Origin of the sequence: Campylobacter sp. BCW_6464 (assembly GCF_001762775.1) — a bacterium.
Classification (GTDB): domain Bacteria; phylum Campylobacterota; class Campylobacteria; order Campylobacterales; family Campylobacteraceae; genus Campylobacter_D; species Campylobacter_D jejuni.
This window is the reverse complement of the sequence record NZ_MJXM01000080.1, coordinates 1-26,342: the sequence shown is the minus strand read 5'-3', so window position 1 is coordinate 26,342 and position 26,342 is coordinate 1. Positions and strand designations below refer to the sequence as shown.

Genomic DNA, 26,342 nt, shown 5'->3' with positions numbered 1-26,342 from the left:
AAACGAAAAAGAAGACTTAAGCCAAGAACATACAGCTTTGGATACTGAGCCTAGTTTAGATGAACTAGATGATAAAAATGATGAAGATTTAGAAGATAACAAAGAATTACAAGCTAATATAAGCGACTTTGATGATCTTCCTGTGGTCGAAGAGCAAGAAAAAGAAATGGATTTTGATGATCTTCCTGAGGATGCTGAATTTTTAGGTCAAGCAAAAGATAATGAAGAATCAGAGGAAATTTTAGAGGAGTTTGCTCCTGTTGTGGAAGAAGATGTTCAAGATGAAATGGATGATTTTATTTCAAATTTGAGCACTCAAGATCAGATTAAAGAAGAACTAGCTCAACTTGATGAGCTTGATTATGGTATTGATAGTGATAATAGTAGCAAGGTTTTAGAAGATTTTAAAGATGAGCCAATTTTAAACGATAAAGAATTAGGAACAAATGAAGAGGAAGTGGTTGTGCCAAATTTAAATATAAGTGATTTTGATGCATTGAAAGAAAGTGATATACAAGAAGCTCTTGGAGAGGAAATTGTAGAAAAAAATGAAGAGTCTATAGTAAGTAATGCAACTAAAGATGATAATGGTGAAGAAATAGTTAATGAGCTTAGCCAAAGCATAGTAGGAGCGATCACTTCAAGTATTAAGGATGATACCTTAAAAGCTGCTCTTAAGGGTATGAATATGAACATAAATATAAACATTAGTTTTAAAGAGGATTAAAATTGCAAGGTTTTATTTTGTTGATTTCAGGTCCTAGTGGAGCTGGAAAATCAACTCTTTTAAAAAAACTTTTTGATGAATTTGAAGATGAGCTTTATTTTTCTATTTCTTCAACAACTCGCAAACCAAGAGAGGGCGAAAAAAATGGAATACATTATCATTTTATATCCCATGAAGAATTTCAAAAAGGTATAGATGGTGATCATTTTTTAGAATGGGCTAAGGTGCATGAAAATTTTTATGGCACTTCTTTAAAGCACACTCAAGATGCTTTAGATAATGGAAAAATAGTTGTTTTTGATATTGATGTGCAAGGATTTAAAATAGCCAGAAAAAAAATGGCTGATAAGATTGTTTCTGTTTTTATTACTACAAAAAATAAAGATGAGTTAAAAAAAAGACTTATTAAGCGAAATACTGATACAATAATACAACTAGAAAAAAGATTACAAAACGCTAGTGATGAAATGAAAGAGCTTAGTGAGTATGATTATCTTATCATTAACGATGAGTTGAAGCAAAGTTATGAAGCATTGCGAGCGATTTTAATCGCCCATAAATTTAGAACCAAAGGGCAGAATCTAGGGCAAATTCAAAATATTTGGAATGAAGGAGAATAAAATGGGTGGTTGGTCAAGTCCAAGTCATTGGTTGATTATTTTATTGATTGTTGTATTGCTTTTTGGAGCAAAAAAAATTCCAGAACTTGCAAAGGGTTTAGGTAAAGGTATTAAAACTTTTAAAGATGAAATGAATAATGATGATGAAGTAGCAAAAAATACTCAAAAAATAGAAGAAAACAAAAACACAACTAATAATACAAATGCTGACGCAAGTATAGACGAAACAAAAAAAGCTTAAGGTTTAGTCTTTTGAAAAGTATTATTTTTAATGAAATTAAAAAGATTTTAGAGTGTGATTTTACACTTGAAAATCCAAAGGATAAAAATTTAGCACATTTTGCTACCCCTTTGGCTTTTTCACTGGCTAAGGAATTAAAAAAATCTCCTATGTTGATCGCTAGCGACTTAGCGAGCAAATTTCAAAATCATGATTGCTTTGAATCGGTTGAAGCTGTAAATGGGTATTTAAATTTTAGAATTTCCAAAACTTTTTTAAATGAACTTGCAAATCAAGCTTTAGCAAATCCAAATGATTTTACTAAAGGAGAAAAAAAACAAGAAAGTTTTTTACTTGAATATGTGAGTGCAAACCCTACTGGGCCTTTGCACATAGGACATGCAAGAGGCGCTGTTTTTGGAGACACCTTAACAAGACTTGCAAGACATTTGGGCTATAAATTTGATACAGAATACTATGTCAATGATGCGGGTAATCAAATTTATTTACTAGGGCTTTCTATTTTACTAAGTGTGAAAGAAAATATACTTCATGAAAATGTTGAATATCCAGAGCAATATTACAAAGGCGAGTATATAGCAGATTTGGCAAAAGAAGCTTTTGAAAAATTTGGTAAAGAATTTTTTAGTGAAGAAAATATCCCTAGTTTAGCTGATTGGGCAAAAGATAAAATGCTTGTTTTGATTAAACAAAATTTAGAACAAGCAAAGATTAAAATTGACAGCTATGTAAGCGAGAGATCGTATTATGACGCTTTAAATGCAACTTTAGAATCTTTAAAAAAACATAAAGGAATTTACGAGCAAGAAGGTAAAATTTGGCTTGCTTCTTCGCAAAAAGGCGATGAAAAAGATAGGGTAATTATCCGTGAAGATGGACGCGGGACTTATTTGGCAGCAGATATTGTTTATCATAAGGATAAAATGAGTCGTGGTTATGGCAAGTGTATTAATATCTGGGGAGCAGATCATCATGGTTATATCCCTAGAATGAAAGCTGCGATGGAGTTTTTGGGATTTGACTCTAATAATCTTGAGATTATTTTAGCACAAATGGTTTCCTTGCTTAAAGATGGAGAGCCTTATAAAATGAGTAAAAGAGCAGGAAATTTTATCTTGATGAGCGATGTGATTGATGAAATAGGAAGTGATGCTTTGCGTTATATCTTTTTGAGTAAAAAGTGCGATACTCATTTGGAATTTGATATTAGTGATTTGCAAAAAGAAGATAGCTCTAATCCTGTGTATTATATCAACTACGCACACGCTAGAATTCATCAAGTGTTTGCTAAAGCTGGTAAAAAAATCGATGATGTAATGGGAGCTGATTTACAAAGTTTAAATCAAGATGGTGTAAATTTACTTTTTGAAGCTTTGAATTTAAAAGCTATTTTAAATGATGCTTTTGAGGCTAGAGCTTTGCAAAAAATTCCTGATTATCTTAAAAATTTAGCTGCAAATTTTCATAAATTCTACAATGAAAATAAAGTTATAGGCTCTGCAAATGAAAATGATTTACTTAAATTATTTTCTTTGGTTGCTCTTAGTATTAAAACCGCATTTTCTTTAATGGGTATTGAAGCGAAAAACAAAATGGAACATTAAAACAGCATTTTGCTGTTTTAATAGTTTAGCAAAAACACTGCTATTATCACGATAATGATACCTAAAATTCCTATTTTGTTTAATTTTTCTTTATATAAAATCCATCCACCAAGACAAGTTCCTATGATGCCTATAGCACCCCAAGTTGAGTAAGCTATGCTTAAAGGAGCATATTTTAAAGAAAAAGAAAGTAGAAAAAAAGCAAGTATAGCATTGACAATCGCAGCCAAGCCCCAAATTTTATGCTTAAAACCATCTGATTTTTTTAGTAATAAATTTGCTATAATGTCTAAGAATGCTGATAAAACAATGATAAAAATATACATTATTCTTTAACCTCGCCTATATTAATCATGATAATTCCAACGATAGAAAGAACAATGCCTAGAATTTGAGTTAAGGTTAAACTCTCTTTAAAAACTATAAAAGAAACTAAAAGTATAAGAATAATCCCTAAAAGTTCCCATACAGCATAGGCTATGCCTACTTGAATTTTTTTAATCGCCTTGCCCATAAAAAAATAAGAAAAAGCTATAAATAAAGCCATAAATATATAGCCTAAAATTTGATTTTCCATTTTTAAAAAACTAGTACCTAAAACTTCAAATACAATAGCAACAATCAAGAAAAACCAAGCAACAAAAAGTTCTTTTTTTGCGATATTCAAAAACTTCTCCTAAAATAAATGGTAAAATCATACCATTTAAAGCTTTAATTAGCCTTTTTAGTTTATACTTTTAAGTTTGAAAATCTTTAAAGAAAGTGAGAATTTATGGGACGAGCATTTGAATACCGAAGAGCTTCTAAAGAGGCTAGATGGGATAAAATGAGCAAGCTTTTTCCTAAGCTTGCTAAAGCCATACAAGTAGCTGCTAAAGAAGGTGGCACTGATCCTGATATGAATCCAAAATTAAGAAGTGCTATAGCTACAGCAAAAGCAAATAATATGCCAAAAGATAATATAGATGCGGCTATTAAGCGTGCGAGCGGAAAAGATAGCGCAGATATTAAAAACATTCATTATGAAGGAAAAGCTGCACATGGAGCTTTAGTTATAGTTGAATGTATGAGTGATAACCCTACACGCACCGTGGCCAATGTAAAAGCTATTTTTAGCAAGAATGGTGGAGAAGTTTTACAAAATGGATCTTTAGGCTTTATGTTTACTAGAAAAGCGGTTTTTCATCTTGAAAAATTTGCAGGAGATTTAGAAGAATTAGAACTTGATTTGATCGATGCAGGGCTTGAAGAATTAGAACAAAATGAAGAAGAGTTGGTAATTAGCGGTGATTATACTGCTTTTGGTGAGCTAAGCTCTGCTATAGAAACTAAGGGTTTAATTCTTAAAAAAGCAGGACTTGAGTATATACCAAACAATCCTGTAAGCTTTAGCGAAGAACAGCTTAGTGATATAGAAAAACTTTTAGATAAGTTAGAAGATGATGATGATGTTCAAGCTGTTTATACAAATATAGATTAAGGAGAAAATATGATAAAAACAATTGACACAAGCAAAGTAAATGAATACAAATTTGCTCTTATAGAAACTGAAAAAGGTACAATGAAGCTAAAACTTTTTGGTGATGAGGCTCCACAAACGGTTTGTAATTTTGCTACTTTGGCTAATGAAGGATTTTATAAAGATTTAAATTTTCATCGTGTGATCCCAAATTTTGTCATACAAGGGGGTTGTCCACACGGCAATGGTATAGGTGGGCCTGGATATGAAATCATTTGTGAATGTGATGATCAAGAACATAAACATGAGCGTGGAACCTTATCTATGGCGCATGCAGGACGCGATACGGGTGGATCCCAATTTTTCATTTGTCACAGCCCTCAAGCTCATTTAGATGGGGTTCATACTGTTTTTGGGCAAATTGATCCAAAAGATGAAGAAAGTTTGGAAGTTTTAGACTCTATACGCCAAGGAGATAAAATTTTAGATATAAAAATTTTGTAATTAAATTTAAATCTTATAATGTAAAGCTAGTCATAAAATTTGACTAGCTAAAAATAATTAACACATAATTTTTTTTAAAGCTTTTTTTTCTATAATTATAATTTTATTTCAGTGAAATGTAACAAAATTACAAGGAGTTATGATTATGAAAACTAAGTTTTCACTTATTTTAAGTGCTTGTCTTCTTTCATCTTCACTTTTTGCTAAAAATACAGATGATGAAATAACCAAGCTTCAAAAACAGCTTGCACAAATTCAAGCTGAACTTGCACAAATCAGAAAAGAAAGGGAAGCTCAAGCTAAGCAAAATGAAGCTGTAAAAGCTGAACTTGCCGATCTTAATGATAGAGCTGATGAAACAGAATTTCAAGCTGCTTTAAGCAAGGTTAAATTTGGACTTGAGTTTTCAACAGCGGTTTCAAATACAAACTATAAAGTTGGCGGACAAGATTATAGTGCCAATAACAAATGGATGAATGAGCTTCATTTAAATATGAATGCTGATATTAATGATAAAACCAAATTCTATGGTCGTTTATCTATGGCTAAAAACTGGTCTCAAATGGGTTGGAGTGGCACTCCTTATGACTTAGATGCAGGAAGAAATACAAGAACAAGTGGGCCTGTACTTTATGTAGATAGAGCTTATCTTGACTACTATATCACGCCTGAGTGGATTGCAACTATAGGAAGACAGCCAGGAACCGATGGTCCAGGAAGTAATCTTAGAAACAATGCTTTAAGACAATCCACTTATCCAGCCTTGGCAATCAACGCTCTAGGTGATGCAGCGGTGATCACTTATAAACCTGAAAGTTTGCAAGATCATAAGGTAGCTATCCGTGCAGCTTATGGTAAAACTTATCAATGGGATGAAGAAGGCAAGGTAAGAGACTGGATGAGCGATCAAAAAGATGCTGATGCAAATCTTTACTATGCTGCAGTAGAAGGAGAGCTTCCTATAGAAGGCATGGGAGATAATCTTATTATCTTCAATGTAGCTCATATGACTGATTTTGCATTACCATTTCCAGGAATCAATATTCCTGGCTCAGGCGGTGCTTTGGTTAATGTTTTACAAGATGGTGTTTACAATCTAGGAAATTTAACTTTAGCAAATATTCATTTTGAAAACTATAATGCTTTTGGAACAAATTTTAATTATTTTGTATCTTTAGGATATTCTAGTGGAGCAAATGCACATACTCTAAGTGCAATTCCTACTGTACAATCTCAATTGGAATTTAATGAAAAAGATGGTTATGCTGTGCATGTAGGTGGACGCTATGATTTTACTAAGGCTTTAAAAGTGGGGTATGAGTTCTTCTGGGGAAGTAGATACTGGTATACTATGAGCCGTCCAAGTATCAACGATCCACTTAATATAAGAATGACAAGAGGAACGGCTCACGATGTTTATGTGATTTATCAACTTGATAGATATCAATTCTTACGCTTAAGCTATACCAATATCCAAAATAAATGGGGTAATCGTGGCTTACCATTTGGTGGAGCGAAAAAAGATAAAGCAAGAGCTGATAATATCATGTTAATGTATAATGTAAAATTCTAAGGAGCAAAAGATGAGAAAAATACTTTTTGCAAGTTTATTACCTATCATTGCTTTGGCTGATTGTGCAAGTTTGATGGCAAAATACGAAGCTCCAGAGCCAGAGTCAAAAACAATGAAACAAGTTGAACGCTGGATTAATAAAAAAGTTAGCGATCCAGCTGATGCTGCTATTTTAAAAGAGTGCATGATCGCTCGTGCAGCGGACAATCCAAATCAAGTTTCAGTTGCAGGTAAATAAAAAAAGCGGTGTAAAACCGCTTTTTACTGTTTAATCTTTTAAGCTACAATTTTTTAAAATTTTCTTCAAATAAGGCTAATATGCAAGAAATCATTTCTTTTATTGTTGAGATGGCTAGTGCTTGGGGGTATTTGGGTATTATTATCTTAATGACCTTGGAGAGTTGTTTTATACCTTTTCCAAGTGAAGTTGTTATGATACCTGCTGGATATTTGGCACATAAAGGAGAACTTGATATCACTCTTTGTATACTTAGTGGGACTTTAGGTTCTGTTTTAGGGGCTTTGATTAATTACTATATTTGCTTTTTTTGGGGTAAAAATTTTGTATTAAAATGGGGTAAGTATTTTGGCATAAATGAAGCCAAATTTGCTAAATTTGAAGAATTTTTTAACAAACACGGGGAATTTTCAACCTTTACTTGTCGTCTTTTACCAGGGATTCGTCAGTACATCTCTATGCCTGCAGGTTTGGTAAAAATGAAACTTGTAAATTTTATACTTTTTACTGCACTTGGTAGTGCTATTTGGGTGGCTATACTTGTATTTTTGGGTTATTATATAGGACAAAATGAAGAGTTGATTAAAACTTATTTAACTCAAATTTTAATCATTATAATTGTTTTTGTGATTTTAGCAAGTTTAATTTATATCAAAATCAAAAAGCCTTTTAATAAATGATTTAAATTATAAATATTTTTTTCTTTATTATTTTCAAATTTGCTATAATTGTAATAAATTCAAGTTAAAGATGATCAAAATATGGAAAAACCTGATATACAAAGATTAACTAATTTTTTAATTATATATACTAAAACTTTACTAGGTGCTGGAACTTATACAGCTAGGGTGGCAAAATGCGTAGGAAGAATAGCCGAGGTTTATGGCTATGAGATAAATATCAATTTCTTTTTTCATCATATTACTTTAAATGTTGTAGATATGGATGATAACTCCATTCAAAGAACTTATGTCATACCCAATCATCATGCCCATGTTAATTTCAAGCTTATTTTTGATTTAAGTGCTTTAAGCTGGGCTATATATGATCACAAATACGATCTTGAAAAAGCGCAAGTTGTTTTTGAGAAAATTTCTCAACAAAAAAAGCATTCTTATTTGCTTAATCTTTTGTTTGTTTCTATGGCAAATTCGGCTTTTTGTAGGCTTTTTGGCGGTGATTTTGGTGCTGGAAATTTAGTGTTTTTTGCAACTTTCGTGGGATTGTTGTTAAGATATATTTTAACTAAAGCAAAGATTGATTTAAGAATTCAATACATTCTTTGTTCTTTTATCTCATCGTGGTTTGTATTTTTTGGACTGGATATGGGATATACCAATACTTCTGATGTGGCTTTGGGTTCTAGTATTTTATATCTTATACCAGGGGTATTTTTTATAAATTCTGTGATTGATATATTAAAAGATCATATTTTAATGGGGCTTAGTCGTATTATCAGCGTGGCTATTTTGATTTGTTGTATAGCACTTGGAATTTACATGACGCTTAGTATTTCGGATTTTGGGATTTTAAGATGATTGAATTTATTTTAAGAGATATGTTTTTTGCTGCTGTGGCGGGATTTGGCTTTGCTTATGCTTGCAATCCACCTTTAAAAACCCTTATTTTATCTGCTCTTTTAGCAGCAATTGCGCATGGGCTTCGTTTTACTTTGGTGGAATATTTTCATTTTCAAACTTTAGCAATTGCAACTTTTGTTGCTTCATTTTGTATAGGATGTTTAGGAATTGTTCTAGCAAAAATCATTAAAACCCCTGCTGAAATTATCGCTTTTCCTGCTCTTATTCCTATGATACCTGGAATTTATGCTTATAAAGCGATTTTGTATCTTATTTCTTTTATACGCAGTGATGATTTGAAGGCTAAGTCTGAATTTTTGGTTCAATTTTTTGATTATTTTTTTACAACTGTTTCTGTGACTTTGGCTTTAGCTATAGGAGTGAGTGTTACTTTGCTTATATTTTTTGAACAAAGTTTTATGATGACTAGACATGCAAAAAAACATTAAAACTTGTTGTAAAATTGTTTAGTATTTCTTTTTATAATTTTAAATCAAAAATTTAAAAAAAGGCGGTATTGTATGTTATGTCCAGTTTGCAATGTGGATTTGGTTATGAGCGATAGGAGTGGAGTTGAGATTGATTATTGTCCAAAATGTCGTGGCGTTTGGCTTGATCGTGGAGAACTTGACAAAATCATAGAACGCAGTGTCCCTAATACAGCAAATTTTAACCAAGCTTCAAGACAAGAGTCAAGATATAATAACTCAGCTTATCATCAGCACAATGATTACTATAAAAAGAAAAAGAAAGAAAGTTGGCTAGGTGAGCTTTTTGACTTTTAATTTTTATAAGAATAACAAATATTTATATTCTTTTTAGCTTAATATCTTAAAATGTCAAGCAAAAAGGATATAAAATGTATAAATTTTTATCACACGAGCCTTTAGCTAACAAATCTTGTCATCATAATCACGAAGAACATTCTCATGAACATCATCATTCCCATGCTGATGCAAGGAGTATGGATAAAAAGATTTTAAAAATTTCTCTTTTAATGACTTTTTCTATGATGCTTGTGCAATTTATTTATTCAATCCTTTCAAATTCTTTGGCACTTTTAAGCGATACTTTGCATATGTTTTCTGATGTTTTTGCCTTAGCTCTTAGTTTTTTAGCCATCATAGCTGTAGAAAAATGGCAAGATCATCAAAAGACCTTTGGGTATTTTCGTCTTGAAGTTTTGGTGGCTTTTATCAATGCTTTAACCATTATTTTATCGGCTTTATTTATCATTTATGAGGCTATAGAAAAATTTATTAATCCAAAAGAAATTGACGCTAAAACCATGATAATTGTAGCTATTTTGGGCTTTTTGGTAAATGGGGTTAATGCTTTGATGATGTTTAAGGGTGCAAATTTAGAAAATGTCAATATGAAATCTGCTTTTTTACATATGATGAGTGATTTATTGGGTTCTTTAGTGGTTATTATAGGTGGGATCGCGGTGTATTTTAGTGGTATTGTTTATATAGATACGATTTTAGCTATTGTATTATCAATCTTGCTTTTAAGATGGGCAATTATCTTGCTTAAACAAAGCGCTAATGTCTTACTTGAAAGTTCTCCTGTGGATATAGAAAAAGTAAGACAAGTTTTGCTTTTAAATCCTAGTGTGGATGAGGTAGTGGATTTGCATATTACTCAAATCACCAATAAAATGCTAGTAGCTTCTATGCACTTAAAAGTGAAAGTTTGCAATCTAAAGGAATTTGAAAAACTATCTCAGGATTTATCCCATAAATTACTACATGAATTTGAAATCGGGCACATTACTATACAACCTATAAGGAGTGAAAATGAAATTTAAAGTAAAAAATGTTAATTGCATAGGTTGTGTAAATTTGATCAAAAATTCTCTTGAAGATGAATTTGGTAATATAGAAGTAGATTTGGAGCAAAAAATTTTAAGTTTAAATTTAGAAGAAAATCAAGTATCAAATTTTACAAAAGAATTTCAAGATTTAGGTTTTGAAATCATAGAGCGTTTATAATGGAAGAATTGCGTATAAAAATAGGTAAAATGACTTGCGTTAATTGTTCTAACGCTATAGAAAGAGCTTGTAAAAAAATTGATGGTGTTAAAGATGCTAGTGTTTCTTATGTGAATTCTAGCGGAGTTTTTTTACTTGAAGATCAAGAAAAACGCAAAGATATCATCGCAAAAATTAAAAATTTAGGCTTTGAAATTTTAGAAGATGAACAAAGCTTGAACGCATACAAGGCAAAAAAACACTTAGAATTAAGAAAAAATTTGCTCTTAAGTATAGTTTTGAGTGTGATTATTATGTATTTTGAAATGTTTGTTAAAAGTTCTTTTTCGCAAAATATCCAAATGGCTTTGAGTTTTTTTGGGATATTTTATTGCGGGAGAGATTTTTTTTCTCATGCTTTTTTAGGACTTAAAAGTAAAAATTTAGATATGAATACCCTTGTAGCTTTAGGGACTTTGAGTGCTTTTGTGTATTCTTTTTTGGTGTATTTGCAAATTTTTAAAGAAGAAGATTTGTATTTTAGTGGTGCAATGATGATTATTTCCTTTGTGCTTTTAGGAAAATATCTTGAAAGTAAGGCTAAATTTAAAGCACAAGATTATCAAAGAATTTTGGAAAATATAGATACAAAAAAGACAAAAATTTTGCTTGAAGATGAAAGTATTAAAGAAATTCCAAGTTCTTTTGTCAAAAGTGGCGATGTGCTTTTGGTAAAAGAAGGAGAAAGCATTGTTGCAGATGGAGTAGTGCTTTTAGGGAGCGCAGAGCTTGATATGAGTTTTTTAAATGGAGAGTTTTTGCCTGTTTTAAAAAAAGAAGGCGATGAAGTTCAAGCAGGAGCAGTAGTTTTAAATGGCGCTTTAAGGATCAAAGCAAACAAAAAGGCTATGGATAGTACTTTAGAACAAATCAAAAATCTAGTTTTTGAAGCAGGAAATATTAAAAGTCCTTTGGCAAATTTAGCAGATCAAATTTCTAAATACTTTGTAGGGGGTATAATATTTTTTGCTTTTTTAGTTTTTGTTTTTTGGGCGGTAAAAGCGGATTTAAATACAGCTTTTTTACACGCTTGTGCTGTGCTTTTGATTTCTTGTCCTTGTGCTTTAGGGCTTGCAACACCTATAGCTTTGGTTGTGGCAAGTGCAAATGCGGCAAAAAAATTCATTCTTATTAAAAATCCTGCTGCTTTGGAAGAATTAGCCTTAGTTAAGTACGCTTTTTTTGATAAAACAGGTACATTAACAAAGGAAAATTTGAGTATTTTTAAACACAATCTTTCTAAAGATGATTTTGATAAATTATGCCAAATTGAAAGTTTAAGCTCTCATCCTATAGCTAAGGCTTTGCATAAAGATCAAATTTTTGATTTAAAGGGCGAGGGAAGAGTGATTGTGGGTTCTGGTATAAAATACAAAGAAGATAATGATATTTATCTTGTAGGTAGTGCGGAGTTTTTGCACGAAAATGAAATTGACACAAAAGAAAGTGATATCTTTTTTGATTCTTTTAAAGAACATGTTAGGGTGTATTTTGCTAAGAATAAAAAGTGTTTAGGCGGTGTTTTGTTAAGCAATGCTTTAAAAGATGGAGCCAAAGAGCTTGTGTTAAATTTAAAAAAGCAAAATCTTAAAACTTTTATTTTAAGTGGTGATCATATAAAAAATGTAGAAAAAATAGCCAAAGAATTACAAATAGACGAATTTCATGCTCAACTTAAGAGTGAAGAAAAACTGCAAATCATTCAAAAATTTAAAAAAACTCTTTTTGTAGGAGATGGGATCAATGATGCGGTGGCTTTATCTGCTGCAAGCGTGAGTATGAGTTTTTCAAAAGCAAATGAACTTGCAAAAAAAACAGGGGATTTTATCTTGATAAAAGATGATTTATCAGCGATTTTTAAATGCTTTAAACTTGCTAAAAAAACACGCAGTATTATCAAGCTAAATCTTTTTTGGGCTTTTATTTATAATGTACTTTGCATTCCTATCGCAGCAGGATTTGTACCTTTTATCACTTTAAGTCCTCATATAGCAGCACTTGCAATGTGTTTTAGTTCTGTTGCTGTGGTGCTTAATTCTTTAAGACTTAAAAGAATTTAAAAATTTAATTTTTATTAAGAATATTACTAAAATGGTATAAATGTAATAAAAATGTTTTTGCATAAGTAAAATGATTTGATTTTTAAAAATTATTATTTTGCTTACCGTTGCATCGTTAGCAGGTGTAGTGGTTTTTAGAAATGTGACAGATTATAATTCTAATTTCCAATTTGTTTCGCATGTGATGAGTATGGATATAAAGTCTGATTATTTAGGTAATGCTATAATTTATAGAGCTATTACTTCTCCTGTGATTCATCATATAGACTATATAATAATTATTCTTTTTGAAATTTTTATTACCTTAACAGTCCTAAAAGGTGCTTATGATATGTTTAAAGCTAGAAATTTAGATGCTCAAAGCTTTCTTAACGCTAAGATTTTTGGGATTATTTCCTTAACTTGTTGTTGTATTTATGGTTTGCCTTTCAAGTAGTTGCTGCAGAATGGTTTGAAATGTGGATGAGTAATGTTTGGAATGGTTTGCCTGATGCTACAAGATTGGTAACTTATATGTTTTTAGCTTTGATTTTCATCTCTCTTAAAAATGATGATTAATTTTCTATACTAGGCTCCCCAAAACAATCTTTAAGAGCCTCTTTAAGATCTTCTTGTGGGTCAAATTTTTTAGCTCCTTCTTTAAGCATATTAATAGAACTTTGAATATTGTTTTTATTTTCACTGTTTGGTAATTCTTGAGTTAAGGATTGAAGCTTATTTTCATCAATTGTTAGTGCTTTTTGTACATTAATTTTTGCATTTTCTCCAAATTTGGCTTTAAAAAGTTCTTGTATGAGTTTAAAACCTTTATTGAGCGTATCGCGATTTTTTCCTTGTGCGTTTGAGCTTATATTTAAAGTATTATTTTCAAAACTAATAAATTTTGTGCTTTGTTTAAAGCATTCTGCAAGATCAAAATCCCTATCATAAATACTATCAAGCAAGATTTCATAAGCATTTTTTTCTATTTTTTTCTCAAGATTAGGCATGATAGGAGAAGGTGTGATCTTAGGTGTAGTATTTGTTATATTTTCTTGTTTGATTTCTTGGATTTGTGCGTCAATTTCTTTTAAATGACTTGCTTCCATCATCATAAAAGCCATAACACAAAGCGTAAAGCCATCATCATCGCAAAGCATATTTTTAGCTTTTGATAAAATACGGAAAAATCTTTCATAAATTAAAGTAGAAAATTCTGTACTTTTTGCAAAAAAACTTTCTTTTAAATAAAAAAGCATTTCATCAATCACGCTTGAAGCTTCATAATCTTGCAATTCTTCTAAATATGCAAAAACTTTTTCTTTGTCTTTTGTTAAAATAGCCTGATAAAAGGCTTTGATTTTTTGAGGATCTAAAAAGCCTAGCATATCTGTAATTTTACTAATGCTGATTTCATTTTGACAAAAAATAATAGCTTGATCAAGTAAGGTTAAAGTATCTCTTAAAGATCCATTGCCGCTTCTTGCTATGAATTTTAAAGCTTCTTCTTCAAATTTAACATTTTCTTTAAGTAAAATTTCTTTAAGATGATTTAAAATTTCACTTTGTGGAATTTGTTTAAAGCGAAAATGTTGCGTTCTTGAAAGTACAGTAGCTGGGAGTTTTAAAGGATCTGTTGTTGCAAGTATAAATTTAACATAACTTGGTGGTTCTTCTAAGGTTTTTAAAAGTGCATTTGCAGCTTGCGGGGTAAGCATATGTACTTCATCGATGATGAAAATTTTAAATCTTGCCATAGAAGGGGTATATTTGGTTTGCTCGATTAAGGTTTGTATGTCTTCAAGTCCACGGTTGCTTGCAGCATCCATTTCTATAATGTCTATATGTTTGCCTTCAAGTGCTGCAAGACAGTGCTTGCAAGTACCACATGGAGTATCACTTGGTCCTTGTTCGCAAACTAAGGCACGAGAAAAAATTCTAGCACTTGAGGTTTTTCCGCTTCCTCTAAGTCCTGAAAAAAGATAAGCATGAGCTAAGCGATTATGATTTAGAGCGTATTTTAAACTTACGCTAACTGTCTTTTGTCCTATGAGTTCATCAAAGGTTTTTGGTCTGTATTTAATCGCTAAAGCTTGAAGCATTTTTTACTCGTTCATTATAGATAAAAGTTCTACATTGTCTTTGGTTTTAAGCATTTTAGAATATAAAAATTTCAACGCTTCAACATCATCCATTTGAGAAATCGCTGAACGGATCGCCCAAATTTTTTGAAGATTTGCTACGCCTTGGAGTAATTCTTCTTTTCTTGTTCCTGATTTGATGATATTAATCGCAGGATAAATTCTTCTATCAGCGATATTTCTATCAAGAACTATTTCGCTATTTCCTGTGCCTTTAAATTCTTCAAAAATCACATCATCCATTCTTGAACCTGTGTCAATTAAAGCTGTAGCAACTATGGTTAAAGAGCCTCCATTTTCTATATTTCTAGCTGCACCAAAAAAGCGTTTTGGTTTGTGCAAAGCATTAGCATCTACCCCACCGCTTAGGACTTTTCCACTGCTTGGAGTTGCGGTGTTATAAGCACGTGCCAGTCTTGTGATACTATCAAGTAAGATGATAACATCTTTTCCTGTTTCTACCATTCTTTTGGCTTTTTCTATCACGAGTTCAGCTACACGCACATGATTATAAGCAGGTAAATCAAAAGTAGAACTAAAAACTTCGCCTTTTACACATCTTTGCATATCGGTAACTTCTTCAGGTCTTTCATCGACTAAAAGCACGATTAAATGCATTTCTGGGTGGTTTTTTGCAATGGCAGCAGCAAGTTCTTTCATAAGCTCTGTTTTACCTGTGCGTGGTGGAGCAACGATGAGTCCGCGTTGTCCTTTCCCTATAGGAGTAAAAAGATCCAAAACACGACCTGTAAGCTTCATTGCATCGTATTCGAGTTTGATTTTTTCTGTTGGAAAAATAGGGGTTAAGTTATCAAACAAAGGTCTTTCTTTGGCTTCTTGTAAAGGCAGATAATTGATCGCTTCGATTTTTAAAAGAGCGTAGTATTTTTCCTGATCTTTTGGCTCTCTTACCTGTCCTGTAACGATATCGCCTACACGCAGAGCAAATTTTCTAATTTGTGAATTTGAAACATAAGCGTCATTAACACTATCGCTAAGATTGGAGTCCATGCCTCTTAAAAAGCCATAACCTTCAGAAGAAATTTCTAAAATTCCTGTAAAAAGTATGAAACCACCTTTTTTTGTTTGTGCTTTTAAAATTTCAAAAATAAGTTCTTGGCGGCGAAATTCTCTTGGGTTTTCGATTTCACATTCATTGGCGATTTTAACTAGATTTTCTAGATCTAATAATTTTAATTCTTCGATTTTATAACCTTCCACTGGAACGTGGGTTCTTTGATGTTGTTTTTTTTCTTTTTCCATAAGTCCTCGTAAGATTTAGCAGAATATTTTTTGTAAAATGTGATTTTAGTAAAAAAGTACACTTTTTGTCAAATTTGTTTATAATTATAAAAAATATTTTTTTAAAGAATGATTATGAAATGTGAACATTGTAGACTTGATTATAAACAAGCTCAAATGATAGAGTATAAGGGTAATTTTTTTTGTTGCAAGGGTTGTGAGAGCGTTTGGGAAATTTTGCATGAAAGTGGATTAGATGAGTTTTATGAAAAGCTTGGAAATCAAACTTTAAGTCCTGTAAATTTTCAAAATGAAATGAAAAATTATGATGAGTTTATTACTAAAACCAAAGAAGGATTTAGTGAAATTTATCTCATGATACACGGTATAGAATGTGCAGCTTGTGTGTGGCTTAATGAGAAAATTTTAACCAAGCAAGAAGGAATTTTAGAACTTGATATCAATCATTTAAGCCATAAAGCACGCATTGTTTTTGATGAACAAAGTATTTCTTTGGTGCAAATTTTAAGACTTATTGAAAGCATAGGTTATAAAGCGAGTGCTTATGATGCGAGCAAGGTTTCAAAAAAAGCGGATTTACTAAAAAGAGAATTTTATTCTAAGCTTGTTGTGGCTATAGCTTGCGTGATGAATATCATGTGGATAGCAGTGGCAAAATACGCAGGATTTTTTAGCGGTATGGATAAGGATACTAAGGATATTTTAAATTTTGCTGAATTTATCCTTTGCTCTCCTGTGCTTTTTTATACGGGATCTCATTTTTATAAAAGCGCTTTTAAAACTTTAAAAATGCATAGTTTAAATATGGATGTATTGGTGATTAGCGGAGCGAGTTTGGCTTATGTTTATTCTTTATGGGCTATGTTTTTTAGGGTAGGGGAGGTGTATTTTGACTCTGTGGCGATGATAGTTTGCTTTGTGTTTATAGGTAAATATCTTGAGATGTTTAGTAAAAAGCGCGCTTTAGATACTATAGATGGGCTTAATGATTTTTTGCAAAATGAAGTTTTAGTTTTTAATGGTAAAGAATTTGTTCCTAAAGAAGTCCAAAAGGTTTGTTTAGGAGATAGAGTTTTACTTAAAACTGGAGATAAAATTTTAATCGATGGGATCTGTAAAAGTGGCGAAATGAGCGTGGATACTTCTTCTTTAAATGGAGAAAATGCCCCAAAACTCATACAAAAAGAAGATGAAATTTTTTCAGCTTGTATAGTGCTTGATGGAAGTGTGGAGTATGAAGCAACAAAGCTTTACAAAGATTCAAAACTCAGTCAAATTATCCAGCTTTTAGAACTTGCAAGTTCTAAAAAAGCAAAACTTGAAAGTTTGGTCAATAGTCTTTCGGCTTATTTTTCTAGAACGGTTTTATTGATCGCTTTTGTTTGTTTTGCTTTTTGGTTTTTTTATAAGGAAGAGAGTTTTGAAATTTCTTTAGTCAATGCGATTGCAGTTTTGATTATCGCTTGTCCTTGTGCCTTGGCTTTAGCAACGCCCGTGAGCAATCTTGTGGCCTTAGGTAGGGCTTTAAAAAAGCATATTTTATTTAAAAGTTCTAGCGTGATAGAAGATTTAAGTAAATGTGATTGTGTAGTGTTTGATAAAACAGGTATTTTAACTAAAATAGAGCTTGAACTTAAAGAGGTTTTTTTAGATAAAGCGCTTGATTTAAATGAGCTTTATAATTTTGTAAAACTTTCTAAACATCCTATCTCTCAAAATATTGCGTCGTATTTAAGGCAAAAAGGAGCTAAGGATTTAAATTTGGACTTTAAAAAACTTTCAAGCATTCAAGCTAAAGGTTTAAGTGCTGAGTTAAATGAAGGGTTGCTTTTAGGCGGAAGTTCTAAATTTTTGCAAGAAAAGGGTATTGTAACTAAAGAATTTGATAATACACATTTTATTTTTGCTAAGGAAGGTAAAATTTTAGCTTTTTTTGAGCTTGATAGTGTTTTAAGAGAAGGTGCAAAAGAGCTTATCACTTATCTTAAAAAAGAAAAAAAAGAATTAATGATACTTAGTGGTGATCATCAAAAAGCAGTGGCAAAAATCGCTAGAAAATTAGAAATTCAAAATTATCAAGCTTCTTGTTTGCCAGAAGATAAGATGAAAACTATAGAAAAATTAAGTAAAAATTACAAAGTTTTATTTGTAGGTGATGGGGTAAATGACGCACTAGCTTTAAAATATGCAAGTGTTTCGATGACTTTAAGAGAAGGAAGTGATCTAGCTATAGAAAGTAGTGATGTTTTACTTTTGAAAAATGACTTGCTTTCTTTAAAAAAAGCCATCAAATTATCTAAAAATACCTTTAAAATTATCAAGCAAAATCTTGCTTTTTCTTTGTTTTATAATGCTTGTACCATACCTTTGGCTTTTTTGGGTATGATAAATCCTTTATTTGCTGCTATTTCTATGTCTTTTAGTAGTATAATAGTCGTTTTAAATGCTTTAAGGATTAAAGAATGAATAGTATAATCATGATGATGATAGGGGTTTCTATCTTAGCGTTTTTTATCATTTTGGCAACTTTGCTTTGGGGGATTAAAAATAAGCAATTTGATGATGATTATAAATTTACTACTTTAAATGATGATGAGGATTCTTTGCGTGATGCCATAGAATTAGAAAGGCGTAAAAAAGAAGCTTTGGATAAAAAAAGGCTTTCTTAAAAAGGAAAGCCTTTTTTAGAAATTATTTTAAAGTTTCAATATGGGCTTCAATAGCTTTAAAATCTTCTTCAGTTAAACCTTTAAGGTTAAGTTTCATGATCGCACCTTGACCATAAGCATTTCTTTTGCCTTCTGAATATTCTTTCATGTATTGAAGTCTTTCAGCAGAAGAAAGAGTTTTTAAAGCTGGAACTTTGTTTAAATAAACTTTATCTGCTTTTGCACCATGGCATACTGCACATTTTTTAAAAAGTGTAGCACCATCTGCAGCAAAAGCAGAAACACCAAGACATGCCAAAGCAGAAACTACTAATAATTTTTTCATTTGTTTTCTCCTTAGTAAAAATTAGATTGCTAGGTATTATATATCTTTATTTTTATAAAAATCTTAAGAAATTAAAGATAATGTTTATTTTCTTTTCAAAAAAGCTATATTATAATGTTTTTTATGAAAACAAAAGCATTATTTTTAGATAGAGACGGTGTGATTAATATAGATAAAAAATATGTTTATAAAATAGAAGATTTTGAATTTTGTGATGGAATTTTTGAGCTTTGTAGATATTTTTTAGCTAGAAATTATTTGCTTTTTATAGCGACAAATCAATCAGGCATTGCAAGAGGATATTACAAGGAAAGTGATTTTTTTAAGCTTTGTGATTATATGCTTAAAGAATTTGCCAAACAAGATATAAAAATTGATAAAATTTATCATTGTCCACATTTAGAAGGTTGTGAATGTCGCAAACCTAAAACAGGAATGCTTTTAAAAGCAGAAGATGAGTTTGATTTAGATATGAAAAATTCTATCTTTATCGGAGATAATCTAAGCGATATGCAAGCAGGATTAAATGCTGATATTGGCACTTTGATTTTAGTGAATGAAGAAAAAAAAGAAGGCGATTTTTTTAGACAATTTAAAAATTTAAAAGAAATTTTGAGCTTTTTTAAAGAAAAGGACATTTAAATGAGAATAGCAATCACAGGTGGCGCAGGATTTATAGGTTCGCAACTGGCTTTAAATTTGCAAGAAAAACATGAAATTTTAATCATCGATAAAATGCGTAGTAGTGCGACTTTTGAAAATGGAAATTTGCAAAGTTTTGGGCATTTTAAAAATTTACTTGAATTTGATGGAGAGCTTTTTGCAGGTGATATTAATGATGAAAAAGTTTTAAAAAAGATTGAAGATTTTAAGCCAGAGATTATTTTTCATCAAGCAGCAATTTCAGACACTACGGTTTTTGATCAAACTAAGGTTTTACAAACTAATTTAAATACTTTTAAAGATTTTATAGAACTTAGTATAGATCTTAATGCAAAGCTTATTTATGCAAGTTCAGCTTCGGTTTATGGTGATGCAAAAAGTCCACAAACTGTAGGTAAAGATGAAGAACCAAAAAATCCTTATGCTTTTTCAAAATTGATGATGGATAAGTTAGCGAAAAAATACTACGATAAAGCTCATTTGGTAGGACTTAGATATTTTAATGTTTATGGAAAAGGCGAATTTTATAAAGACAAAACCGCTTCTATGGTTTTGCAATTTGGCCATCAAATTTTAGCAGGAAAAAATCCACGCTTGTTTGAAGGAAGTGATCAAATTTATAGAGATTTTACCTATATAAAAGATGTTATTAGTGCAAATTTAATCGCCCTTGATTCAAAATGTGGGGTTTATAATGTAGGCAGCGGTAAAGCAAGAACTTTTCAAGATATAGTTGATATTTTGCAAAAAGAGTTAAAGACTGATTTGCCTTGCGAATATATCCCAAATCCTTATGTAAAATTTTATCAATTCCATACCGAGGCAAAACTAGATCAAACTTGGGATTATCAGCCAAAATTTAGTCTTGAAGAGGGTATAAAAGATTATTTAGGTGAGATAAAAAGACTTTTTGAAAAGGAAGTAAATGCTTGAGTTTTTAAGTCAGCAAAAACCTAAAATTTTAATTATAGGGGATTTTATGGTGGATAATTACACTTGGTGTGATTGTTCGCGTATCAGCCCTGAAGCCCCTGTTTTAGTAGCTAAAACTCTTAAAGAAGATAAAAGATTAGGCGGGGCTGCGAATGTTTATGCAAATTTAAAAAGTTTAGGAGCTGATGTTTTTGCACTTGGTGTTGTGGGTGATGATGAGAGTGGGAAATTTTTACAAGAAAATTTGAAAGGAGAATTTTTGATCCAAAAAGGACGCAAAACCCCTTTTAAAAATCGCATTATGGCACACAATCAGCAGGTTTTAAGACTAGATGAAGAAGATGCAAGCGAGATTTTACTTGAAAATGAGCTTATTGCTTTGTTTGATGAAAAGATTAAAGACTTTAAAGCTGTGGTTTTAAGCGATTATGCCAAAGGTGTTTTAACCCCTAAAGTTTGTAAGGCTGTGATAGAAAAGGCTAAGGTTTTAAATATCCCTGTTTTGGTTGATCCTAAGGGGAGTGATTTTAGTAAATACAGTGGTGCAACTTTACTTACACCTAATAAAAAAGAAGCTTTAGAAGCTTTGAAATTTGAAAATTTAGAGGGTGAAAATTTAGAAAAAGGGATTAAAAAATTAAAAGAAGATTTTTCTTTGCGTTATTCTATCATCACTCTTTCAGAAGCAGGGATCGCACTTTTTGATGAGGGTTTAAAAATTGCTCCTGCTAAAGCCTTAGAAGTTTATGATGTAACAGGGGCTGGCGATAGCGTGATTGCGGTTTTAGCTTTTTGTTTGGCAAATGGGATTGAAATTTTTAAAGCTTGTGAACTTGCCAATGAAGCTGCAGCCGTTGTGGTGAGTAAAATAGGCAGTGTGAGTGTGAGTTTTGATGAGATTAAGAGTTTTAATCGTGTGGATTTTGAGAAAAAAATCAAAAGCAAAGAAGAACTTTTGGCACTTTTAAAACAAAATGATAAAAAGATTGTTTTTACAAATGGTTGTTTTGATATCGTGCATTTTGGACATATAAAATATCTTGAGAAAGCTAAAAGATTGGGCGATGTTTTGATTGTAGGTTTGAACTCAGATGCGAGTGTGAAAAGACTCAAAGGTGAGAGTCGTCCTGTAAATTCAGAGTTTCAAAGAGCTTGTATGTTGGCAGCTTTTTATTTTGTAGATTTTGTAGTGATTTTTGATGAAGACACACCTTTAGAACTTATAAGCTTTTTAAAGCCTGATATTTTGGTTAAAGGAGCTGATTATAAAGATAAGCTTGTTGTGGGTGCGGATATCGTTTCAAGGGTTGAATTAATCGACTTTGAAGAAGGATTTAGTACGAGTAAGATTATAGAAAAGATTAAGGATAAAAAATGATAAATTTAGTAGAAAAAGAATGGCAAGAACATCAAAAAATCGTTCAAGAAAGTGAAATTTTAAAAGGACAAATCGCTAAAATAGGCGAGCTTTTATGTGAATGTCTTAAAAAAGGTGGTAAAATTTTGATTTGTGGAAATGGTGGAAGTGCAGCTGATGCTCAGCATTTTGCAGCTGAACTTAGTGGGCGTTATAAAAAAGAACGTAAGGCTTTAGCAGGTATAGCGCTTACAACCGATACTTCAGCGCTTAGTGCTATAGGAAATGACTATGGTTTTGAGTTTGTTTTTTCAAGACAAGTGGAGGCTTTAGGAAATGAAAATGATGTTTTAATCGGTATTTCAACCAGTGGAAAAAGCCTTAATGTTTTAGAAGCTTTTAAAAAAGCAAAAGAACTTAATATGCTTTGTCTAGGGCTTAGTGGAAAGGGTGGTGGAATGATGAATAAGCTTTGCGATCACAATCTTGTCGTGCCAAGCGATGATACGGCTAGAATTCAAGAAATGCACATTTTAATCATACACACACTTTGTCAGATCATCGATGAGGGTTTTTAATGAAAGTTTTTATCATCAACTTAGAGCGTTCTTTAGATAGAAAAGAGCATATGCAAAAACAAATTCAAAAATTTTTTGAAAAAAATCCTAGTTTAAAAAATAAATTAGAATTTATTTTCTTTAAAGCTATCGATGCTAAAAATAAAGAACATTTGGAATTTAAAGATCATTTTCCTTGGTGGGCTTCTTGGGTATTAGGTAGAGAGCTTTCTGATGGAGAAAAAGCTTGTTTTGCTAGCCATTATAAACTTTGGCAAGAATGTGTGAAGCTTGATAAGCCTATAATCATCCTAGAAGATGATGTGGAATTTAGTGATGAATTTTTAAATCATGGGGTAGAATATATAGATGAGCTGTTAAAGAGCAAATATGAATATATAAGACTTTGTTATTTATTTGATAAAAGATTGTATTTTTTGAACGAGAGTGGATATTATTTAAGTTTTGAAAAACTTGCTGGAACTCAAGGTTATGTACTGCAAGTAAGTGCTGCAATGAAATTTCTTAAATATGCTAAAAATTGGATCTATGCTGTAGATGATTATATGGATATGTTTTATAGACATAATGTGTTGAGTATAGTTAAAAAGCCTTTATTATTAAAACATGATTGCAGAATAGAAAGTTCAATTTCTCAAGCTGGACGTTTATTTTTGAAGACTAAATTTTACAGAAAAATTATTAGAGAAATTTTTAGACTTTATAGAAATATTTTAAAACTATCTTATACTTTTTATGTTAAGAAAAAATTAGATATTAATTAAATTTTGAATTGCTTTTAAAATCACTTCAGGCTTTAAATCTTTCATGCATTTGTGGTGTTTTAAAGGACAGGTTTTTTGCATACAAGGCATGCAAGCTAGATCTAAATGCACTAATTTTGCGTTTTGATTTTGCCAAGGTGAAGTTTGGGTAAATTTTGTAGGACCAAAAATAGCCACGGTTTTTACCTTATAAACCGCACTTATGTGCATAGGACCACTGTCGTTTGTGATGAAAAGATCGCAAAAAGCGATATTTTGACAAAGGGTTTTGATGGTGGTTTTATTGCAAAGATTTTTTACTTTTATGTTTTGTTCTTTTAAAATTTGATAAATTTCATTACAAAGTTCTTGTTCGGTTTTTCCTGCGCCAAAGATTAAAATTTCATGACTTTGGCTGAAATTTAAAGCCACTTTAGCAAAATAACTCGCATCCCATCTTTTTGCACTTCCAAAGCTTGCTCCAGGGTTGAGTCCTAGAATTTTTTTACCATTTTTTAAGACAAGAGGGTTTTGAAATTTTAGCTTAAAGGGAAGTTTTAAGTTTTTAAAATGAGCTTTTATACTAAGTGAGTTTTCTATAAAATAAAGGTATTTTAAAACTTGATGTTCTTCTTTGTGCTTGTTTTTGTCAAAAAAATATCTTTGTTTTGTTTTAAGAATATGTAAGATAATCTTAGAAGAAAACGCAGATCTAAAAGCAAAGCTAAGATCGATTTTACCAAGTTCTTTGCGTAAAGATAGGGCTTGTTTATAGCGGGATTGTTTATTTTCTATGATGATTTTAGAATTAGGAAATTCTTTAAAAAGTGCTGTGGAAACCAAAGAGCCATAAAGGATAAATTGAGCATCTTTAAAGTGTTCTTTTATGGTGTATAAAGCAGGCGAAGCCATCACTGCATCGCCTAGCCAAGTGGGAAGGTGTATAAAAATTTTCATAAATTTCCTAAACTTTGATAGAATTGTTTTTATTATTTTAACAAAATTTAGGAAAAATATGCCACAACTTTCGATCATAATCCCGCTTTTTAATTCTTGTGATTTTATCTCAAGAGCTTTGCAAAGTTGCATAAATCAGACTTTAAAAGATATTGAAATTTTGATCATCGATGATAAAAGTAAAGATAATAGTTTAAATATTGTTTTAGAATTTGCAAAAAAAGATCCAAGAATAAAAATCTTTCAAAATGAAGAAAATTTAGGCACTTTTGCAAGTAGAAATTTGGGGGTTTTGCATTCTAGTTCTGATTTTATAATGTTTTTAGATAGTGATGATTTTTTGACGCTTAATGCTTGTGAAATAGCGTTTAAAGAGATGAAAAAAGGTTTTAATTTACTTTGTTTTGATGCCTTTGTGCATAGGGTAAAAACCAAGCAATTTTATCGTTTTAAACAAGATGAAGTTTTTAATCAAAAGGAAATTTTAGAATTTTTAAACAAACAAAGGCATTTTTGCTGGTCGGTTTGGGCGAAGTGCTTTAGAAGAGATATCATCTTAAAAAGTTTTGAAAAAATTAAAATAGATGAGCGTTTGAGTTATGGTGAAGATGTGCTTTTTTGTTATGTTTATTTTATGTTTTGTGAGAAAATAGCCGTTTTTAAAACTTGTATTTATCATTATGAATTTAATCCAAATGGAAGATATGAAAACAAAAATAAAGAAATTTTAAATCAAAATTATTATGATAAAAAGAAAAGTAATGAGCTGATAAAAAAGCTTTCTTTAGACTTTAAAAATGATACCTTTCATCAAAAGTTGCTTGAGGTTTTAAAGAAAGAAGAGATGGATTTAAAAAATAGAATTTAAGATTAGATTTTATATAATTAAATTTTTTCGTATTTTTTAACACTAGAAGGCTAATAATGACTGAAATTTCAAGTTTTTGGTATACTCCTAAAGGCTATAAGGGTATAGGTTTGATGGAAATTCTTACGATTAAATCTTGGCTTGATCATGGATATAAATTCCATTTGTATACTTATAATTTAGAAGATAAAATCTTTTTAAAATTCCAAGAGTTGTTTGATAATTTTATGCTTAAAGATGCAAATGAGATTGTGCCTTTTGAAGAATATTTTAGTGATGATAGAGGAGCTGGAGTGGCTGCTTTTTCGGATTATTTTAGGTTTAATCTTTTATATCAAAGAGATGCTCTTTGGGTAGATTTAGATATGGTTTGTTTAAATCATATGGACTTAAGTCAAGAATATATTTTTACTCAGGAGATTGACAAAGATGAAACTAAACCAAGAATTACAACATCATTTTTAAAATTTCCTAAAAATTCGGATTTTGGGAAAAATCTTATACAAGAAGCAAAAAAGATTATAGATAATAAAAAAATTATTCCTTGGGGAGTAATAGGTCCTTGGTTTTTAGCAGAACAGGTTGAAAAATGGAATTTAGGTAAATATAAATGGGATTATAAACAAACTTGTCAAATTCCGTGGTATAAAGTTAAAAATTTTATAGACAAGGGACAAGTTTTTGATGCAGGTAGACCTTGTTTACACTTATTTTCCGAAATGTGGAAAACATATGATTTAAATAAAAATCATTTTTATCAGCATGGTGTTTATGGATTTTTGCTTCAAAAGCACAATATTTTTACTTTATGTCTTAAATTAAATTATAATTTTAATTTTTATGATAAATATCATGATAAATTTCTTCTTTTAGCTAATATAAAAAATAAAGCAATATTTTATTTGCGCCATCCTAAAAAACTTTTTAAGAAAAATAATGTCTAAAATTTCAATAATTGTACCCACCTATAATGTAGAAAAATATATAGCAAGAGCTTTGGAAAGTTGCATAAATCAAACCTTTAAAGATATAGAAATAATCGTTGTGGATGATTGTGGAAATGACAAAAGTATAGAAATAGCTAAAGAATATGCCAAAAAAGATACAAGAATAAAAATAATCCATAATAAAACAAACCTAGGCACCTTTGCAGCCAGAAATAATGGTGTTAAACATTCAAATAGTGAGTATTTGATGTTTTTAGATCCTGATGATTATTTAGAGCTT

The 26,342-nt window shown here is 30.9% G+C and carries 29 protein-coding genes and 3 pseudogenes; 26 read left to right on the top strand and 6 right to left on the bottom strand.

The genetic code is table 11. The features are described 5' to 3' along the window. From AJ885_RS10760 to argS, 4 genes and pseudogenes are all read left to right on the top strand, one after another. Window positions 1–727 (top strand): annotated as a pseudogene (locus AJ885_RS10760) (highly acidic protein); the annotation flags it as partial. A gap of 2 nt (window positions 728–729) precedes the next feature. Beyond that, window positions 730–1,347, top strand: a complete 618-nt coding sequence (gene gmk, locus AJ885_RS08780) for a guanylate kinase (protein WP_053872778.1) — start codon at window positions 730–732, stop codon at window positions 1,345–1,347. A gap of 1 nt (window position 1,348) precedes the next feature. Continuing rightward, the gene (locus tag AJ885_RS08775) at window positions 1,349–1,588 is read left to right on the top strand and encodes a twin-arginine translocase TatA/TatE family subunit (protein WP_002852866.1); all 240 of its coding nucleotides are present in this window, start codon (window positions 1,349–1,351) and stop codon (window positions 1,586–1,588) included. Window positions 1,589–1,599: 11 nt separating this feature from the next. Next, a complete protein-coding gene (gene argS, locus AJ885_RS08770) occupies window positions 1,600–3,192 on the top strand; it encodes an arginine--tRNA ligase (protein WP_052801695.1) in 1,593 nt (530 codons plus the stop codon). Window positions 3,193–3,209: 17 nt separating this feature from the next. On the opposite strand, the gene AJ885_RS08765 is transcribed toward argS, so the two are convergent. Both AJ885_RS08765 and AJ885_RS08760 read right to left on the bottom strand, forming a co-directional pair. Beyond that, complete coding sequence (locus AJ885_RS08765; protein WP_070210293.1) at window positions 3,210–3,518, bottom strand: DMT family transporter; 309 nt, start codon at window positions 3,516–3,518, stop codon at window positions 3,210–3,212. Further along, window positions 3,518–3,859, bottom strand: a complete 342-nt coding sequence (locus AJ885_RS08760) for a DMT family transporter (protein WP_002861885.1) — start codon at window positions 3,857–3,859, stop codon at window positions 3,518–3,520. The genes AJ885_RS08765 and AJ885_RS08760 overlap by 1 nt, the downstream gene beginning before the upstream one ends. Window positions 3,860–3,964: 105 nt before the next feature. Here AJ885_RS08760 and AJ885_RS08755 point away from each other — a divergent pair, with 105 nt between their 5' ends. The 12 genes and pseudogenes from AJ885_RS08755 (at window position 3,965) to AJ885_RS08700 (ending at window position 13,197) form a co-directional block, all read left to right on the top strand. Continuing rightward, a complete protein-coding gene (locus AJ885_RS08755) occupies window positions 3,965–4,672 on the top strand; it encodes a YebC/PmpR family DNA-binding transcriptional regulator (RefSeq protein ID WP_002861884.1) in 708 nt (235 codons plus the stop codon). A gap of 9 nt (window positions 4,673–4,681) precedes the next feature. Continuing rightward, complete coding sequence (locus AJ885_RS08750; RefSeq protein WP_044780073.1) at window positions 4,682–5,155, top strand: peptidylprolyl isomerase; 474 nt, start codon at window positions 4,682–4,684, stop codon at window positions 5,153–5,155. Between the two features lie 145 nt (window positions 5,156–5,300). Then, window positions 5,301–6,728, top strand: a complete 1,428-nt coding sequence (locus AJ885_RS08745) for a DUF3373 family protein (protein WP_070281114.1) — start codon at window positions 5,301–5,303, stop codon at window positions 6,726–6,728. 10 nt (window positions 6,729–6,738) lie between these two features. Continuing rightward, window positions 6,739–6,966, top strand: coding sequence for a hypothetical protein (locus AJ885_RS08740; protein WP_002894642.1), 228 nt, complete (start codon window positions 6,739–6,741; stop codon window positions 6,964–6,966). Window positions 6,967–7,046: 80 nt separating this feature from the next. Further along, window positions 7,047–7,646, top strand: a complete 600-nt coding sequence (locus tag AJ885_RS08735; protein ID WP_070281112.1) for a DedA family protein — start codon at window positions 7,047–7,049, stop codon at window positions 7,644–7,646. Window positions 7,647–7,727: 81 nt separating this feature from the next. Continuing rightward, a complete protein-coding gene (locus AJ885_RS08730; RefSeq protein ID WP_002881600.1) occupies window positions 7,728–8,504 on the top strand; it encodes a threonine/serine exporter family protein in 777 nt (258 codons plus the stop codon). Beyond that, a complete protein-coding gene (locus AJ885_RS08725; protein WP_002831613.1) occupies window positions 8,501–8,995 on the top strand; it encodes a threonine/serine exporter family protein in 495 nt (164 codons plus the stop codon). The genes AJ885_RS08730 and AJ885_RS08725 overlap by 4 nt, the downstream gene beginning before the upstream one ends. A 72-nt stretch (window positions 8,996–9,067) precedes the next feature. After that, window positions 9,068–9,331 (top strand): zf-TFIIB domain-containing protein, encoded by a 264-nt coding sequence (locus AJ885_RS08720; RefSeq protein ID WP_002870479.1) that lies wholly within the window; start codon window positions 9,068–9,070, stop codon window positions 9,329–9,331. A gap of 74 nt (window positions 9,332–9,405) precedes the next feature. Continuing rightward, window positions 9,406–10,356 carry a CDF family cation-efflux transporter CzcD gene (gene czcD, locus AJ885_RS08715; protein ID WP_070281110.1) on the top strand — a complete coding sequence of 317 codons (951 nt, stop codon included), beginning with the start codon at window positions 9,406–9,408 and terminating at the stop codon, window positions 10,354–10,356. Further along, window positions 10,346–10,540 carry a heavy-metal-associated domain-containing protein gene (locus tag AJ885_RS08710; RefSeq protein WP_002861875.1) on the top strand — a complete coding sequence of 65 codons (195 nt, stop codon included), beginning with the start codon at window positions 10,346–10,348 and terminating at the stop codon, window positions 10,538–10,540. The genes czcD and AJ885_RS08710 overlap by 11 nt, the downstream gene beginning before the upstream one ends. After that, window positions 10,540–12,639, top strand: a complete 2,100-nt coding sequence (gene copA / locus AJ885_RS08705; protein ID WP_070281108.1) for a copper-translocating P-type ATPase CopA — start codon at window positions 10,540–10,542, stop codon at window positions 12,637–12,639. The genes AJ885_RS08710 and copA overlap by 1 nt, the downstream gene beginning before the upstream one ends. Before the next feature lie 127 nt (window positions 12,640–12,766). Beyond that, window positions 12,767–13,197 (top strand): annotated as a pseudogene (locus AJ885_RS08700) (DUF2165 family protein). Here AJ885_RS08700 and AJ885_RS08695 read toward each other — a convergent pair. Together AJ885_RS08695 and rho are read right to left on the bottom strand one after the other, a co-directional pair. Further along, window positions 13,194–14,720, bottom strand: coding sequence for a DNA polymerase III subunit gamma/tau (locus tag AJ885_RS08695; protein ID WP_070247800.1), 1,527 nt, complete (start codon window positions 14,718–14,720; stop codon window positions 13,194–13,196). The pseudogene AJ885_RS08700 and the gene AJ885_RS08695 overlap by 4 nt on opposite strands. A gap of 3 nt (window positions 14,721–14,723) precedes the next feature. Then, complete coding sequence (rho, locus tag AJ885_RS08690) at window positions 14,724–16,022, bottom strand: transcription termination factor Rho (RefSeq protein ID WP_057042622.1); 1,299 nt, start codon at window positions 16,020–16,022, stop codon at window positions 14,724–14,726. Between the two features lie 108 nt (window positions 16,023–16,130). On the opposite strand from rho, the gene AJ885_RS08685 reads away from it, so the two are divergent. Next, the gene (locus AJ885_RS08685) at window positions 16,131–18,488 is read left to right on the top strand and encodes a heavy metal translocating P-type ATPase (protein WP_079860291.1); all 2,358 of its coding nucleotides are present in this window, start codon (window positions 16,131–16,133) and stop codon (window positions 18,486–18,488) included. Beyond that, complete coding sequence (ccoS, locus tag AJ885_RS08680; protein WP_002852798.1) at window positions 18,485–18,691, top strand: cbb3-type cytochrome oxidase assembly protein CcoS; 207 nt, start codon at window positions 18,485–18,487, stop codon at window positions 18,689–18,691. The genes AJ885_RS08685 and ccoS overlap by 4 nt, the downstream gene beginning before the upstream one ends. Before the next feature lie 22 nt (window positions 18,692–18,713). Here ccoS and AJ885_RS08675 read toward each other — a convergent pair whose 3' ends face one another. Then, window positions 18,714–19,016, bottom strand: coding sequence for a c-type cytochrome (locus tag AJ885_RS08675; RefSeq protein WP_002870485.1), 303 nt, complete (start codon window positions 19,014–19,016; stop codon window positions 18,714–18,716). Between the two features lie 80 nt (window positions 19,017–19,096). Between AJ885_RS08675 and gmhB the strand changes: the two are divergent. From gmhB to AJ885_RS08650, 5 genes and pseudogenes are all read left to right on the top strand, one after another. Then, window positions 19,097–19,658, top strand: a pseudogene (gene gmhB / locus AJ885_RS08670) (D-glycero-alpha-D-manno-heptose-1,7-bisphosphate 7-phosphatase). Next, a complete protein-coding gene (rfaD, locus tag AJ885_RS08665) occupies window positions 19,659–20,612 on the top strand; it encodes an ADP-glyceromanno-heptose 6-epimerase (RefSeq protein ID WP_070281106.1) in 954 nt (317 codons plus the stop codon). After that, on the top strand, window positions 20,605–21,990 hold the full coding sequence (gene rfaE1, locus AJ885_RS08660) for a D-glycero-beta-D-manno-heptose-7-phosphate kinase (protein WP_070281104.1): 1,386 nt from the start codon (window positions 20,605–20,607) through the stop codon (window positions 21,988–21,990). Before rfaD ends, rfaE1 begins: the two co-directional genes overlap by 8 nt. Next, complete coding sequence (gene gmhA, locus AJ885_RS08655) at window positions 21,987–22,547, top strand: D-sedoheptulose 7-phosphate isomerase (protein ID WP_002869619.1); 561 nt, start codon at window positions 21,987–21,989, stop codon at window positions 22,545–22,547. The genes rfaE1 and gmhA overlap by 4 nt, the downstream gene beginning before the upstream one ends. Continuing rightward, complete coding sequence (locus tag AJ885_RS08650) at window positions 22,547–23,311, top strand: glycosyltransferase family 25 protein (protein ID WP_070281102.1); 765 nt, start codon at window positions 22,547–22,549, stop codon at window positions 23,309–23,311. Before gmhA ends, AJ885_RS08650 begins: the two co-directional genes overlap by 1 nt. Here AJ885_RS08650 and waaF read toward each other — a convergent pair. Next, window positions 23,297–24,247: a lipopolysaccharide heptosyltransferase II gene (gene waaF, locus AJ885_RS08645; RefSeq protein WP_070281101.1), complete on the bottom strand. Its 951-nt coding sequence runs from the start codon at window positions 24,245–24,247 to the stop codon at window positions 23,297–23,299. The genes AJ885_RS08650 and waaF overlap by 15 nt on opposite strands. A 58-nt stretch (window positions 24,248–24,305) precedes the next feature. On the opposite strand from waaF, the gene AJ885_RS08640 reads away from it, so the two are divergent. The 3 genes from AJ885_RS08640 to AJ885_RS08630 form a co-directional block, all read left to right on the top strand. After that, a complete protein-coding gene (locus AJ885_RS08640; RefSeq protein ID WP_070275940.1) occupies window positions 24,306–25,115 on the top strand; it encodes a glycosyltransferase family 2 protein in 810 nt (269 codons plus the stop codon). 56 nt (window positions 25,116–25,171) lie between these two features. Further along, window positions 25,172–26,059: a hypothetical protein gene (locus AJ885_RS08635; RefSeq protein ID WP_070240095.1), complete on the top strand. Its 888-nt coding sequence runs from the start codon at window positions 25,172–25,174 to the stop codon at window positions 26,057–26,059. Continuing rightward, window positions 26,052–26,342: glycosyltransferase family 2 protein (locus tag AJ885_RS08630; RefSeq protein WP_148115608.1), on the top strand; the 291-nt coding region annotated here is incomplete at its 3' end. The genes AJ885_RS08635 and AJ885_RS08630, both read left to right, overlap by 8 nt.